This is a genomic window from Mycolicibacterium rutilum (assembly GCF_900108565.1).
Lineage (GTDB): Bacteria > Actinomycetota > Actinomycetes > Mycobacteriales > Mycobacteriaceae > Mycobacterium > Mycobacterium rutilum.
This window is the reverse complement of record NZ_LT629971.1, coordinates 3,004,687-3,017,058: the sequence shown is the minus strand read 5'-3', so window position 1 is coordinate 3,017,058 and position 12,372 is coordinate 3,004,687. Positions and strand designations below refer to the sequence as shown.

At 69.8% G+C, this 12,372-nt stretch carries 10 protein-coding genes; 5 read left to right on the top strand and 5 right to left on the bottom strand.

The window, feature by feature from the left end:
- Positions 1–5: 5 nt before the first annotated feature.
- Positions 6–608 (top strand): TetR/AcrR family transcriptional regulator, encoded by a 603-nt coding sequence (locus BLW81_RS14755; protein ID WP_157897701.1) that lies wholly within the window; start codon positions 6–8, stop codon positions 606–608.
- Here BLW81_RS14755 and BLW81_RS14750 read toward each other — a convergent pair.
- Positions 583–1,407, bottom strand: a complete 825-nt coding sequence (locus tag BLW81_RS14750; RefSeq protein WP_083407806.1) for a uracil-DNA glycosylase — start codon at positions 1,405–1,407, stop codon at positions 583–585. The two genes, BLW81_RS14755 and BLW81_RS14750, sit on opposite strands and share 26 nt — an antisense overlap.
- A 75-nt stretch (positions 1,408–1,482) precedes the next feature.
- Here BLW81_RS14750 and BLW81_RS14745 point away from each other — a divergent pair, with 75 nt between their 5' ends.
- Positions 1,483–2,712 carry a multidrug efflux MFS transporter Tap gene (locus BLW81_RS14745; RefSeq protein ID WP_083407805.1) on the top strand — a complete coding sequence of 410 codons (1,230 nt, stop codon included), beginning with the start codon at positions 1,483–1,485 and terminating at the stop codon, positions 2,710–2,712.
- 5 nt (positions 2,713–2,717) lie between these two features.
- Here BLW81_RS14745 and BLW81_RS14740 read toward each other — a convergent pair whose 3' ends face one another.
- Positions 2,718–5,330, bottom strand: coding sequence for a LuxR C-terminal-related transcriptional regulator (locus BLW81_RS14740; RefSeq protein ID WP_083407804.1), 2,613 nt, complete (start codon positions 5,328–5,330; stop codon positions 2,718–2,720).
- Positions 5,331–5,393: 63 nt separating this feature from the next.
- Between BLW81_RS14740 and BLW81_RS14735 the strand changes: the two genes are divergently transcribed.
- From BLW81_RS14735 to BLW81_RS14725, 3 genes are all read left to right on the top strand, one after another.
- On the top strand, positions 5,394–6,761 hold the full coding sequence (locus BLW81_RS14735) for an FAD-binding oxidoreductase (protein WP_083407803.1): 1,368 nt from the start codon (positions 5,394–5,396) through the stop codon (positions 6,759–6,761).
- A 124-nt stretch (positions 6,762–6,885) separates the two neighbouring features.
- The gene (locus BLW81_RS14730) at positions 6,886–8,127 is read left to right on the top strand and encodes a cytochrome P450 (protein ID WP_083407802.1); all 1,242 of its coding nucleotides are present in this window, start codon (positions 6,886–6,888) and stop codon (positions 8,125–8,127) included.
- Positions 8,127–8,711 (top strand): TetR/AcrR family transcriptional regulator, encoded by a 585-nt coding sequence (locus BLW81_RS14725; protein WP_083410553.1) that lies wholly within the window; start codon positions 8,127–8,129, stop codon positions 8,709–8,711. Before BLW81_RS14730 ends, BLW81_RS14725 begins: the two co-directional genes overlap by 1 nt.
- Positions 8,712–8,720: 9 nt before the next feature.
- Here the strand turns inward: BLW81_RS14725 and BLW81_RS14720 are convergent, their stop codons facing one another.
- The 3 genes from BLW81_RS14720 to BLW81_RS14710 all read right to left on the bottom strand — a co-directional run bounded on the left by BLW81_RS14720 (position 8,721) and on the right by BLW81_RS14710 (position 12,341).
- Positions 8,721–9,437 (bottom strand): siderophore-interacting protein, encoded by a 717-nt coding sequence (locus tag BLW81_RS14720; protein WP_083407801.1) that lies wholly within the window; start codon positions 9,435–9,437, stop codon positions 8,721–8,723.
- Between the two features lie 64 nt (positions 9,438–9,501).
- On the bottom strand, positions 9,502–10,656 hold the full coding sequence (locus tag BLW81_RS14715; RefSeq protein WP_083407800.1) for an acyltransferase family protein: 1,155 nt from the start codon (positions 10,654–10,656) through the stop codon (positions 9,502–9,504).
- Positions 10,653–12,341 (bottom strand): DEAD/DEAH box helicase, encoded by a 1,689-nt coding sequence (locus BLW81_RS14710; protein ID WP_083407799.1) that lies wholly within the window; start codon positions 12,339–12,341, stop codon positions 10,653–10,655. The genes BLW81_RS14715 and BLW81_RS14710 overlap by 4 nt, the downstream gene beginning before the upstream one ends.
- Between the last annotated feature and the right edge of the window lie 31 nt (positions 12,342–12,372).

Below are 12,372 nucleotides of genomic sequence, written 5' to 3'. Positions count from 1 at the left end.
GAGCCGTGCCCACAGGACGACTGGCGCGGATGTCCGCCGAACGACGACGTCGCCTCGTCGAGGCGGCAGTAGGCGAATTCACCAGCTCTGGTTATGAATTGGCTTCGCTGAACCGCATCATCGAGCGGTGCCAGATGAGCAAGAGCTCGTTCTACTACGTGCTGTCCTCCAAGGCCGAATTGTACGAATTTGTGGTCGGCGATCTACTCGCTGACGTCAAGACGGAATTCCCGATCGTCGCCCCTGAGGAATTCGCGGGCGGTGACTTCTGGGAACGGCTGGAGCGGTATTACGCGTCGCTGCTGAACGTCGCCCGGCAGCACGAGCGGTTCCAGGACCTGGGGCGGATGTTCTACCTGCCCGCCCCCACCAAGACCGCCGTCGGCGGTGTGCTCGACGCGGTGCGTGACTGGGTGCGCCAGGTGCTGCGGGTGGGTCGCGGGTGCGGCGGCGTCCGCACCGATCTGCCCGAAGACCTGCAGGCCGAGCTGGTGTTCCGCATCCTGCAAGTCTTCGATGAGTGGGCGGTCGGGCAGGCCGACACCGACGCGTCGACCGATCTCGCGGACGCCCTGTTCGCGACTATTCGGCGAACGCTCGCACCTTAGCCTGCGCGAACACGTCGTCGAACATCTGCGGGGTCAGCTTCCCGGTGAACGTGTTCTGCTGGCTCGGGTGATAGCAGCCGATCAGCGCGACGCCGTCGAGTTCGGCGGTGGCGCCGTGCCCGAACTTCGGCGCGGGCACCGGCACCGTCACCCCGCCCGAGCGCAGCATCTGCAGCGCCGCCCGCCAGGCGAACCCGCCGAGCGCGACGACCACCCGCACGTGTGGCTTGGTGAGCCGCCACTCCGCGTCGAGCCAGGGTGCGCAGGTGGCGCGCTCCGCCGGCGTCGGGGCGTTGCCCGGCGGCGCGCACCGCACCGCGGCGGCCACTCGGGTGTCGTGCAGCTCGAGACCGTCCGCGGCGTCGACGCACACCGACTGGTTGGCCAGCCCCACCCGGTGCAGCGCGGCGTAGAGGAAGTCGCCCGAGCGGTCACCGGTGAACACCCGGCCCGTGCGGTTGGCGCCGTGCGCGGCGGGTGCCAACCCGACGATCAGCACCCGCGGCCGCGCCGCGCCCCAGCCCGTCGCCGGGCGGCCCCAATACGGTTCACCGGCATAGGACTTCCGCTTGACGACGGCCACCTCCTCGCGCCACTGCACCAGGCGCGGGCACGCGCGGCACACCGAGACTTCGGCGTCGAGCTCGTCGAGCGTGCGGGCGGCCTCGGCGAGGCTGACGACGGCAGCGGCCGTCGCCGCCACGGCGGTGCGCGCGGTGGCGGGATCGCCCGGCCAACCCGCGCCAGCGGGTACCGGTGAGTCGAACCGCACTCCGGTTCGCGGATGGGGCAACTGCACACGACCACTGTGCAGGTGCGAAGAATTCGCGTGTCCGCCGGCCCCGGCCACTGTTAGATTCTGCCGCGATAACCCATGACGAACAGCAGGCGCGGCCCCCTTCTGTTGATCCTGTTCGCCGCGCTGATGGCCGGTGCCGGCAACGGCATCTCGCTGGTGGCGTTCCCGTGGCTGGTCTTGCAGCGCAACGGATCCGCGGTGGACGCGTCGATCGTGGCGATGGCGGGCACGCTGCCGCTGTTGGCCGCCACGCTGATCGCGGGCGCCGCCGTCGACTATCTCGGGCGGCGGCGGGTGTCGATGATCTCCGACGCCCTGTCGGCGCTGTCGGTGGCCGCGGTGCCGGTGCTGGCGCTGACATTCGGGGCCGAGGCCGTCAACGTCGCGGTGCTGGCGGTGCTCGCGGCGCTGGGCGCCTTCTTCGACCCGGCGGGCATGACCGCCCGCGAGACGATGCTGCCCGAGGCGACCGTGCGGGCCGGCTGGACGCTGGACCGCGCCAACAGCGTCTACGAAGCGGTGTTCAACCTCGCCTACATCGTGGGGCCCGGCATCGGCGGTCTGCTCATCGCGACGATGGGCGGGATCAACACGATGTGGGTGACCGCGTCGGCGTTCGGGTTGTCGATCGCGGCGATCGCGGTGTTGCAGCTCGAAGGCGCGGGTGTGCCCGCCCGCGATGCGCTACCGGAGCGGGTGTGGGCCGGCATCGTCGAGGGCCTGCGGTTCGTCTGGGACACCAAGGTGCTGCGCACGCTGGCGATCGTCGACCTGGCAGCGACCGGGCTGTACATGCCCATGGAATCGGTGCTGTTCCCGAAGTACTTCGCCGACCGCGACGAGCCGGCGCAGCTGGGCTGGGTGCTGATGGCGCTGAGCGTAGGCGGCCTGGTGGGCGCGCTGGGCTACGCGGTGTCATCGAACTACCTGAGTCGACGCGCCACCATGCTGGCCGCGGTGCTGACGCTCGGCGGGGCGATGACGGTGATCGCGTTCCTGCCTCCGCTGCCGCTGATCCTGGCGCTGAGCGCGGTCGTCGGCCTGGTCTACGGGCCGATCGCGCCGATCTACAACTACGTCATGCAGACCCGGGCGCCGCAGCATCTGCGGGGCCGGGTGGTCGGCGTGATGGGGTCGCTGGCCTACGCCGCGGGACCGCTGGGGCTCGTCGTAGCGGGCCCGCTGGCCGACAGCGCTGGGCTGCACGTGACGTTCCTCGCGCTGGCGTTGCCGATGGTGCTGCTCGGTGTGGTGTCGATCTTCCTGCCGGCGCTGCGCGAACTCGACCACCCCTTCGCGCCGTAGGCGGGTCAGCTGCCGGGGCCGCGGCGCGCGATCGCGGCCAGCTCCTCGCGGGAGTTCGCGCCGACCCGCTGACACGCGCGGTAGATGTGGCCTTCGACGCTGCGCACCGACATCACCAACCGGGTGGCGATCTCGCGGTTGGACAGCCCGGCCACCACGAACTCGACGATCTCGCGCTGGCGACCGGTCAGCGGCTGGCTGGCCGGGGCCCGCAGCGCGGGGGTGCACAGGCCGCCGCATGCGTCGCTCAGTTCCTTGGCGACCGCGGCGGCGTACAGGCCGCGTTTGCGTTGTTGTCCACCGGTGAACGCGACCGCGGCCTGGGCGGCGGCGTCCGCGGCGGCGGCCCGGTCGCCGATCGCCCGGTAGTCGTCGGCGGCCAGCAGTAGCCGCTCGCCGTCACCGGCGGCCAGCGATTCGGCATGGCGGGCAACGGCATCGGCCAGCGGCAGGTCCAGCTCGTCGGCGAGTTCGCGCGCCCGCGCCGCGCGGGAGGCGTCGCCCCACTGCGCGGCCACCTGCAGACACCAGAGCTCGTGGGTGGGCTGGTCGCGGTCGCGGGCCTGCGCCGCCGCGTCGAGCACGGTGGCGACCGCGTCGGCGACGCACCCGTTGGCGACCTGCGCCCACCCGGTGGCGATGCTGTGCGCGGTCTGCATGAACAGAAAACCGGGCGGGACGCTGCACTGCGCCTCGGTGATCGCCTCCTTGGCGGCCTCGGCCTCGCCGAGCTTGGCGTGCGCCTCGGCCAGCGCGAAACACGTTGCCGGCCGCAGACCCGTTGTGACGCCGTGCTTTTCCACACCGGCGAGCGCTTCGTGCAGCAGCTGCACCGCCGCGCGGACGTCGCCGCGCATCAGTTCGGCACCGCCCAGTAGCGACGCGAGGTTGGCGTAAGCCAGGCTCGGCACCTCGTGGGCCGATCCGGCCAGCCGCTGCGCCATCGCCACGCACTCGTCGATGTGCCCGGTCAGCCGGCAGGCGCGCGCGTACACGCTGGCGTACCAGAACCTCATGTGCGACGCCTGAAACGACGTCATCGCGCGCTCGAGCGCGGACTCGGCGACCGGGGTGAGGGCGTCGGCCCTGCCGAGCGCGCCGAGCGCCATCGTCAACGCCACCGACGCCATCATCGCGTGAAAGTCGCTGAGCTGCCCGGAATCCAGTGCCTCGCGCGCCTTGTCCGCAGCGGTCGCGCACCGCGCCGACGCCGCGTCCACACAGGCCTCGACCGCCAGGCGCGCGAACCGGTCAGCGGGCGCCTCGGGTCCGCCGGCCAAATCGTCGAGGACGGCCGCGGCGTCGGTGAGGCGTCCGAGCATCCAGATCAGATTCGTCGCGCGCAGCGTCGACCACTGACGCGCACCCTCGCCACCGCTGCTCGAGATCTCGCGCAGCACCTCCTCGGTCTGCTCCCCGCGGCCGAGCAGCAGCAGGTTCAGCGCGCGGACCTCCGCGGCCTCGGGCACACCGGCCTCGGCGGCCGCGGTCGCGAACCGGTCGGCCAGGTCGAGGTCGAGCAGTGTCATCGCATGCTGCGCCGACTGCAAGAACAGCTGCCCGTCGGGCGGCAGGTCGGACTCGAGCGCGAGCAGGCCGCGACGCACCGTCGCCTGCATGTCGGCGTCCGGATCCTTGGCGAGCCGCTCGGCCAGCCGGCCCCGGATCTTCGACAGGTACATCTCCCCGGCCGAGGCGCGCCGCAGTTCGCCGAACAGCGGATGCGCCAGCCGCGCGGCCAGCTCACCGCCGCTGCGTTCGACGGTCACCAGCCGCATCTGCTCGGCGGTTTCCAGGTCGGCCCGGTCGACCAGGTCGCACAGCACGTCGACCGCCAGCGGCTCGCACTGCGACAGCGTGTCGACGACGAGCGCGATCTCGGGGGTCAGCCCGCGCACCTGCCTGCCGACCATGTCGCTGATGCTCTGCGACACCGCGACGTCGTCGTCCCACATCCACACCCCGGCCGTCAGCCGCATCCGGCCCGCATCGATCTGATCCTGGACGAGCTGGCGCAGGAACAGCGCGTTGCCGCCGGTGAGGTTCCAGAACCGGCGCGCGCTGCGGGCGTCGACCGCCCCGCCGAGCGCCTCCTCGATCATCGCGCGGGTCGCGTCGACCGACAGCGGAGCCAGGTCCAGCCGGGCCAGCAGCCCGTCCTTCCACAGCGCGGTGATGGCGTCGGGTTCCTCGGCGCCCGCGCGCAGCGTTACCAGCAGCCTGGTGGCGCGGCTCTGCGCGAGCTGGTGCACGACGTGCGCGGACAACCCGTCGAGCAGGTGCGCATCGTCGACGCCGATCAGCATCCGGCCCTGACGTTGTTGCGCGACAAAGGATTTGATGAGGTGGCGGATATTCGGCCATGGGTCGACGCCGGCGTCGTTGATCAACGCGGTGAACGCGCCGAGCGGCAGCGCCTTCGCCGACTCGGTGCCGACGATCCAGCTGGTGCGCTCACCGGCGCGCTCGGCGAGGTGCAACACCTCGCGGGCGAGCCGCGTCTTGCCCACCCCCGCCGCGCCGACGATCACGACGCCGGACTTGTTTCCCCCGCTGAGCGCGCGGCGAATGGTTGCCAGTTCGCCGTCACGTCCCGCCAGCGGATCCCCGCTGATCACGGCCGAACTATAACCCGCGGTATTTGCGTTCACCTGCATTTTCGCGCCTGCTCGTACCATGGCTTGGTGAGCGCCGCCCTGGACGAACTGATCGCCGCGCTGCCCGACGGCGGCGTCGTCACTGATCCCGACATTCTGGGGTCCTACCGGCACGACCGTGCGTTCGACCCGAATGCGGGCACACCCTTGGCGGTGGTGCGACCGCGCACCACCCAGCACGTACAGGCGGTGCTGCGGTGGGCGAGTGTGAACAAGGTCGCGGTGGTGCCGCGCGGGATGGGCACCGGGCTGTCGGGTGGCGCGTCGGCGCTCGACGGGGCGATCGTGTTGACGACGGAAAAGATGCGCGACATCACCGTCGACCCGGTCACGCGCACCGCCGTCGTGCAGCCCGGCCTGCTCAACGCCGAGGTGAAGAAGGCGGTCGCCGAGTACGGGCTGTGGTATCCGCCGGACCCGTCGTCGTTCGAGATCTGCAGCATCGGCGGCAATGTCGCCACCAACGCCGGCGGGTTGTGCTGTGTGAAGTACGGCGTCACCACCGACTATGTGCTCGGCCTGCAGGTGGTGCTCGCCGACGGCACGGCGGTGCGGCTCGGCGGCCCGCGGCTCAAGGACGTCGCAGGCCTGTCGCTGACGAAGTTGTTCGTCGGCAGCGAGGGCACGCTCGGCGTGGTCACCGAGGCGACGCTGAAACTGCTTCCCGCACAAGCGGGTGCGTGCACGGTGGTGGCGAGCTTCGAGTCGGTCGAGGCGGCCGCGCGAGCCGTCGTCGCGATCACCGCGAAGATCCGGCCGTCGATGCTGGAGTTCATGGACTCGGCCGCCATCAACGCCGTCGAGGACAAGCTGAAGATGGGTCTGGACCGCAGCGCGGCCGCGATGCTGGTCGCCGCGTCCGACGACCGCGGGCACTCCGGCGCCGACGACGCGGAGTTCATGGCCGGCGTGTTCGCCGAACACGGTGCCAAGGAAGTGTTTTCGACGTCGGACCCCGACGAGGGCGAAGCGTTCGTCGCGGCCCGCCGGTTCTGCATCCCGGCGGTGGAACTGAAGGGGTCGCTGCTGCTCGAGGACGTCGGCGTGCCGCTGCCCGCGCTGGCAGACCTGGTCGCCGGCATCGAGAAGATCGCGGCCAACCACGAGTTGCTGATCTCGGTGATCGCGCACGCCGGCGACGGCAACACCCACCCGCTGATCGTCTACGACCCCGCCGACCCGGCGATGACCGAGCGCGCACACCGTGCCTTCGGCGAGATCATGGACCTGGCCGTCAGCCTCGGCGGCACGATCACCGGCGAGCACGGCGTCGGCCGGCTCAAGCGGCCCTGGCTCGCGGGACAGATCGGGCCGGAGGCGATGGAACTCAACCGGCGGATCAAGCAGGCGCTGGATCCGGACAACATCCTCAACCCGGGCGCGGCGATCTGACTGCTGCCGAGCAGACGTGAAAACCCCCTTTTCGGGGTGTTTCCGGGGGAATTGGCGTCTGCTCGCGGGAGGGGCGGGGCAGTTGCTATTGACACAGTTCTGCTAAATGTCGTACGAATGAGACATGACAGCTGCTCTGTCTCACGGATCTCCGGTCCGGTTCCAGCTCGCGCAGGCCGACACCTGGGCGAATCCCTGGCCGATGTACCAGGCGCTGCGCGACCACGACCCGGTCCACCACGTCATCCCCGACGACCGGCCTGACCACGATTACTACGTGATGTCGCGGCACGGCGACATCTGGGCGGCCGCGCGGGACCACGAGACGTTCTCGTCTGCGCAGGGGCTGACGGTCAACTACGGCGAACTCGACCTGATCGGGCTGTCGGACAATCCGCCGATGGTCATGCAGGACCCGCCGGTGCACACCGAGTTCCGCAAGCTGGTGTCGCGGGGCTTCACGCCGCGACAGGTCGAGGCCGTCGAGCCGAAAGTCCGCGAATACGTGGTCGAGCGGATCGAGCGGATTCGCGCGGCGGGCGGCGGCGACATCGTCGCCGAACTGTTCAAGCCGCTGCCGTCGATGGTGGTCGCGCACTACCTCGGCGTGCCGGAGTCCGACCGCGGCCAGTTCGACGGGTGGACCGACGCGATCGTCGCGGCCAACACCGCCGAGGGTGGCATCGGCGGCGCGCTGGAGACGTTGGGCGACAAGCTCGGTGAGATGATGGCGTACTTCACCGCGCTGATCGAACGCCGCCGCGTCGAACCGGAGGACGACACGGTCTCGCACCTGGTGGCCGCGGGTGTCGGCGCCGACGGCGACATCGCCGGCGTGCTGTCGATCCTCGCGTTCACGTTCACGATGGTCACCGGCGGTAACGACACCACCACCGGAATGCTCGGCGGCTCAGTGCAATTGCTGCACCAGCGACCCGACCAGCGCCGGTTGCTGGCCGACAACCCGGACCTGATCCCGGACTCGGTCGACGAGTTCCTGCGACTGACCTCGCCGGTGCAGATGCTCGGCCGCACCGTCACCCGCGACGTCACGGTCGCCGGCGTCACGATCCCGCAGGGCAGGCGGGTGATGTTCCTCTACGGGTCCGGCAACCGCGACGAACGTCAATTCGGCGACGACGCAAGCGAACTCGACGTGACCCGCAAGCCCCGCAACATCCTGACGTTCAGCCACGGCGCGCACCACTGCCTCGGCGCGGCGGCTGCGAGGATGCAGTCGCGGGTCGCGCTGACCGAGTTGATGACCCGGATCCCCGACTTCGAGGTCGACGAGGACGGCATCGTGTGGTCCGGCGGCAGCTACGTGCGCAGGCCGCTGTCGGTGCCGCTGACGGTGAAGGCCTGATGGCCGGCGACTGGCTGGCCGCCCGGCGCACCGAGGTGGCGGCCGACCGCATCCTCGACGCCGCGGGCGAGCTGTTCGCCCAGAAGGAGGCCGCGACGGTCGGGATGCACGAGATTGCCTCCGCCGCAGGGTGTTCGCGTGCGACGCTGTACCGCTACTTCGAGAACCGCGACGCGCTCTACACCGCCTACGTGCACCGTGAGAGCTACCGGCTCTACCGCGAGATGACCGAGCAGATCAACGCCGTCACCGATCCGCGCGACCGGCTGATCGAGGGCATGCTGGCGTCGCTGCGCAACGTGCGTCAAAGTCCTGCGCTGGCATCGTGGTTCGCGACCACGCAGCGGCCGATCGGCGCGGAGATGGCCGAACAGTCCCAGGTGATCAGGGCGCTGACCGAGGCGTTCGTGATCTCGCTGGGCCCCGACGAACCCGACCTGGTGGCACACCGCGCCCGCTGGCTGGTGCGGGTGATGACGTCGCTGTTCCTGTTTCCCGGGCACGACGAGGACGACGAGCGCTCGATGCTCGAGGAGTTCGTCGTGCCGATCGTGCTGCCCGGTGCCCGCGAGGCCACCGGTTAATCGAACGACTCAGGCCACCCAGTAAGCCTGCGCCTTGATGGATTTCTTGGCGATCTTGTAGTCCTCGCGCAGCAGCTTGGCCACCGCGCGGGTGGTGCGGTTGTCGCACGCCACCCAGCCGAAGTGATCGGAGGCGTCGAACGACGCCGCGCGCACCGCGTCCACCAGCGCCTCGCCGGCGTTCTTGCGGTCCACCCACACCACGTCGGTGCTGCGGGCCACCGGCAGCTGCTTGTCGTCGTCGTAGCCCGCCTCGAGGAACACCCGCGCGGGGGCGTCGCCGATCGCGGTCAGCAGCGAGTTGATCGCGGGCAGCGACGCGGTGTCGCCGACGATCACGTATCCGGCCGGCGCGGGTGCGGGCAGCGTGAAATTGCTGCCGAGCACGGTCGCCTCGATGGTGTCGCCGGGCTGTGCCTGCTGCGCCCAGTTCGACGCGATGCCGTCGTGCAACGCGAACTCGATGTCGACGGTGTCGGCGGCGGGGTTGGGGTCGACGAGCGTGTACCCGCGCTGGTGCTGCTTGTCGCCGTCGGCGAACCACATGCGGATCCACATCGTCGGGTGCAGCGGCCGGTCGGCGAGCATGCCGCCGGCGGCGAAGCTCAGCCGCAGATAGTGCGGGCTGATCTGGCGCCTGCCGGTGACCGTGAGCTGATAGTCGCCCGCGCGCAGCAGCTTGAGCACCGCTCCCTGGAAACCGCGCGTTGGCTTCTTGTCCGACATAGCTTGCCCTCCGTGTCGCGTGTTCCGGTTAGGCTACCCTAATCTCGTGCGGGGCTGGTCGGCCCTAACGGCTTCGCACCCGGGTGAACCGGTGCAGCAGCCACGACAGCGGCACGGTGACCACGAAGGTGATCACGAACAACCACAGGAACGACCCGGTGTAGATCGGGTAGTTCAGGATCTCGACCATCACCAACTCCATCGTGACGAGGTGGATCAGGAAGATCTCGTAGGAGATCTCGCCGAGGAAGACCATCGGCCTGCTGGCCAGGAACCGGTTGTAGAGGCCGGGCCGGCCCGCGCGGTCCGCCAACGCCAGCGGCGCCACCGCCAGCGTCGCGATCACCGCGTAGAACAGGGCCTTGACCAACGCCTCGCTCATGCCGGCCGGCGAGGTGGTCGGCTCCCCCGCGATCGGCGTCGAGACGATGAAGTAGCAGATGACCGCGAGCGGCACACACGCCATCGCGTACGCGCGCACCCCGAGCGGTTTGAGCGCGGCAAGCAGCATCCCGCCGATGAACCACGCGAGATAGCCCGGCAGCCACAACCGCGCACCGTCGGTCAGAAAGTCGGTGGTGTGCACCAGGATCAGCCACCCGGGGGTGAGCGCCGCCAACGCGAGCAGGCCGGCGATCAGCAGGCCCGGCCGCCACCGGCGCCGGCACAACACCACCAGCAGCAGCCACGCCAGCACCGGCAGCACGACGTAGAACGCCACCTCGACGGCCAGGCTCCACATCTGCGTCAAGCCCTGGTGCAGAAAGGAATACAGGTAGTTGTCGGTGTAGATCTGGGTCAGTGTCAGGTTGCGGAACAGCCCCTCCCACGTGTGGCCGGGGTTCGGGCCCGCGGTGCGGAAGTGGTAGACGAGGTAGGCCGCGACGACGGTCACCACGTAGGCGGGCATGATGCGACGCACCCGGTGCCACGCGTAGCGGCGTACCGACGGGGCCGCGGTAGAAGACGCGGCGGCGTCGACCCACGGCGAGAACAGCAGAAAACCACTGAGCACGAAGAAGATCGGCACGCCGATCTCCATCCGCGAGTAGACCAGGCCGACGTAGCCCTGCGGGTACTTGCCGACGGTGTAGGCCGCGTGCGTGGCCATCACCAGCAGCGCGGCGACCGCGCGTATCCCTGTCAGTGACGCGACCCGCCCCGGGGTGACCGACTCCAACCCGCCGCCGGTGTCGACGTCCCGGTCGGACAGCGTCACTTCGACTTGTGCTTCCCCCGATGCGGCTTCGGCCCGCGGTCGGGTTCGAGGTGGATCAGCTGGCCCTGAATCCTGGTGTTCTCCAACGCCTTCAGCGTCTTGCCCGGCAGCTTCGCCGGCAGTTCGACCAGCGAGTAGTCCAACTTGATCGCGATGTGGCCGAAGTCGCTGCGATGCAGCCCGCCCTCGTTGGCGATGGCCCCGACGATCGCGCCCGGCGCGACCTTGTGCCGCTTGCCGACCGCGATGCGGTAGGTCGCGAGATCGCTACGCCGCTCGCGCGGTTTACGCGGCCCGCGGTCCTCGTCGTCGCGCTTGTCGCGTCGCTCCTTGCGCTTCTCCGGCGGCGGCTCGGTCATCAGGAACTCGACGCCGTCGCGGCTCTGCAGCGCCAACGCGGCGGCGATGTCGGCCATCGGGACGTCGTGGTCGCGTTCGTAACCCTCGATCAGCGTGCGGAACAGGTCGATGCCCGGCTTGTCCAGCGCGGCGGTGATCGAGTCGCGGAACTTCGCGACGCGCTTCTCGTTGACGTCCTCGACCGACGGCAGTTCGGATTCGACGAGTTTTTGCCGGGTCACGCGCTCGATCGCGCCGAGCAGATGACGTTCCCGCGGCGTCACGAACAGCAGCGCGGTGCCTGATCGGCCGGCGCGTCCGGTGCGCCCGATCCGGTGCACATAGGACTCGGGGTCGTGCGGGATGTCGAAGTTCACCACATGCGAGATGCGCTCGACGTCGAGGCCGCGGGCGGCGACGTCGGTGGCGACGAGGATGTCGATCGTCCCGTCCTTGAGCTGCGCGATCGTGCGTTCACGGACCGCCTGCGGGATGTCGCCGTTGATGGCGGCGGCCGCGAAGCCCCGGGCCCGCAGCTTCTCGGCGACCTCCTCGGTGGCCTGCTTGGTGCGAACGAACACGATCATCGCGTCGCCCTGCTCCACCTCGAGCAGCCGGGTCAGCGCGTCCATCTTGCGCGGATACGACACCTGGAAATAGCGCTGGGTGATGTTCTCGGCGGTCTGGGTCTTGGACTTGACCTTCACCTCGACCGGGTCGTGCAGGTACTTGGCGGTGATCTTCTTGATCGCCGGCGGCATGGTCGCCGAGAACAACGCGACCTGCTTATATTCGGGGGTGTCGGCCAGGATGCGCTCGACGTCCTCGGCGAAGCCCATCTGCAGCATCTCGTCGGCCTCGTCGAGCACCAGGTAGTCCAGGTGCGACAGGTCCAGGCTGCCCTTCTCGAGGTGGTCGATCACGCGGCCGGGGGTGCCGACCACCACCTGCGCGCCGCGCTTGAGCCCGGACAGCTGCGGCACATAGGACGAGCCGCCGTAGATGGGCAGCACGTTGACCCGGAGCTTGGCGCCGTAGCGGCCGAACGCCTCGGCGACCTGCAGTGCGAGCTCGCGGGTGGGCGCCAGCACCAGCGCCTGGGTGGCCCGGCTCTCGGTGTCGATCTTGGACAGGATCGGGATCGCGAACGCGGCGGTCTTGCCGGTGCCGGTCTGCGCGAGGCCGACAACGTCGGAGCCGGCCAGCATCGCGGGAATGGTCGCGGCCTGGATGGGCGACGGCGTTTCGTAACCGACGTCGCGGACCGCCTGCAGCACCGAAGGGTGTATCTGCAGGTCATCAAAGGTGAGATCGGCGGTGCCAGGGTCCGGCTCGGAGGACGTCATCGGTAACCGAGTCTAGTGCCCGCAGGGCCGC

Excerpts from the sequence above, each read along its gene's own strand:
- BLW81_RS14745 (WP_083407805.1), top strand. The coding sequence starts at position 1,483 with ATGACGAACAGCAGGCGCGGCCCCCTTCTGTTGATCCTGTTCGCCGCG.
- BLW81_RS14730 (WP_083407802.1), top strand. The coding sequence starts at position 6,886 with ATGACAGCTGCTCTGTCTCACGGATCTCCGGTCCGGTTCCAGCTCGCG.
- BLW81_RS14725 (WP_083410553.1), top strand. The coding sequence starts at position 8,127 with ATGGCCGGCGACTGGCTGGCCGCCCGGCGCACCGAGGTGGCGGCCGAC.
- BLW81_RS14720 (WP_083407801.1), bottom strand. The coding sequence starts at position 9,437 with ATGTCGGACAAGAAGCCAACGCGCGGTTTCCAGGGAGCGGTGCTCAAG.
- BLW81_RS14710 (WP_083407799.1), bottom strand. The coding sequence starts at position 12,341 with ATGACGTCCTCCGAGCCGGACCCTGGCACCGCCGATCTCACCTTTGAT.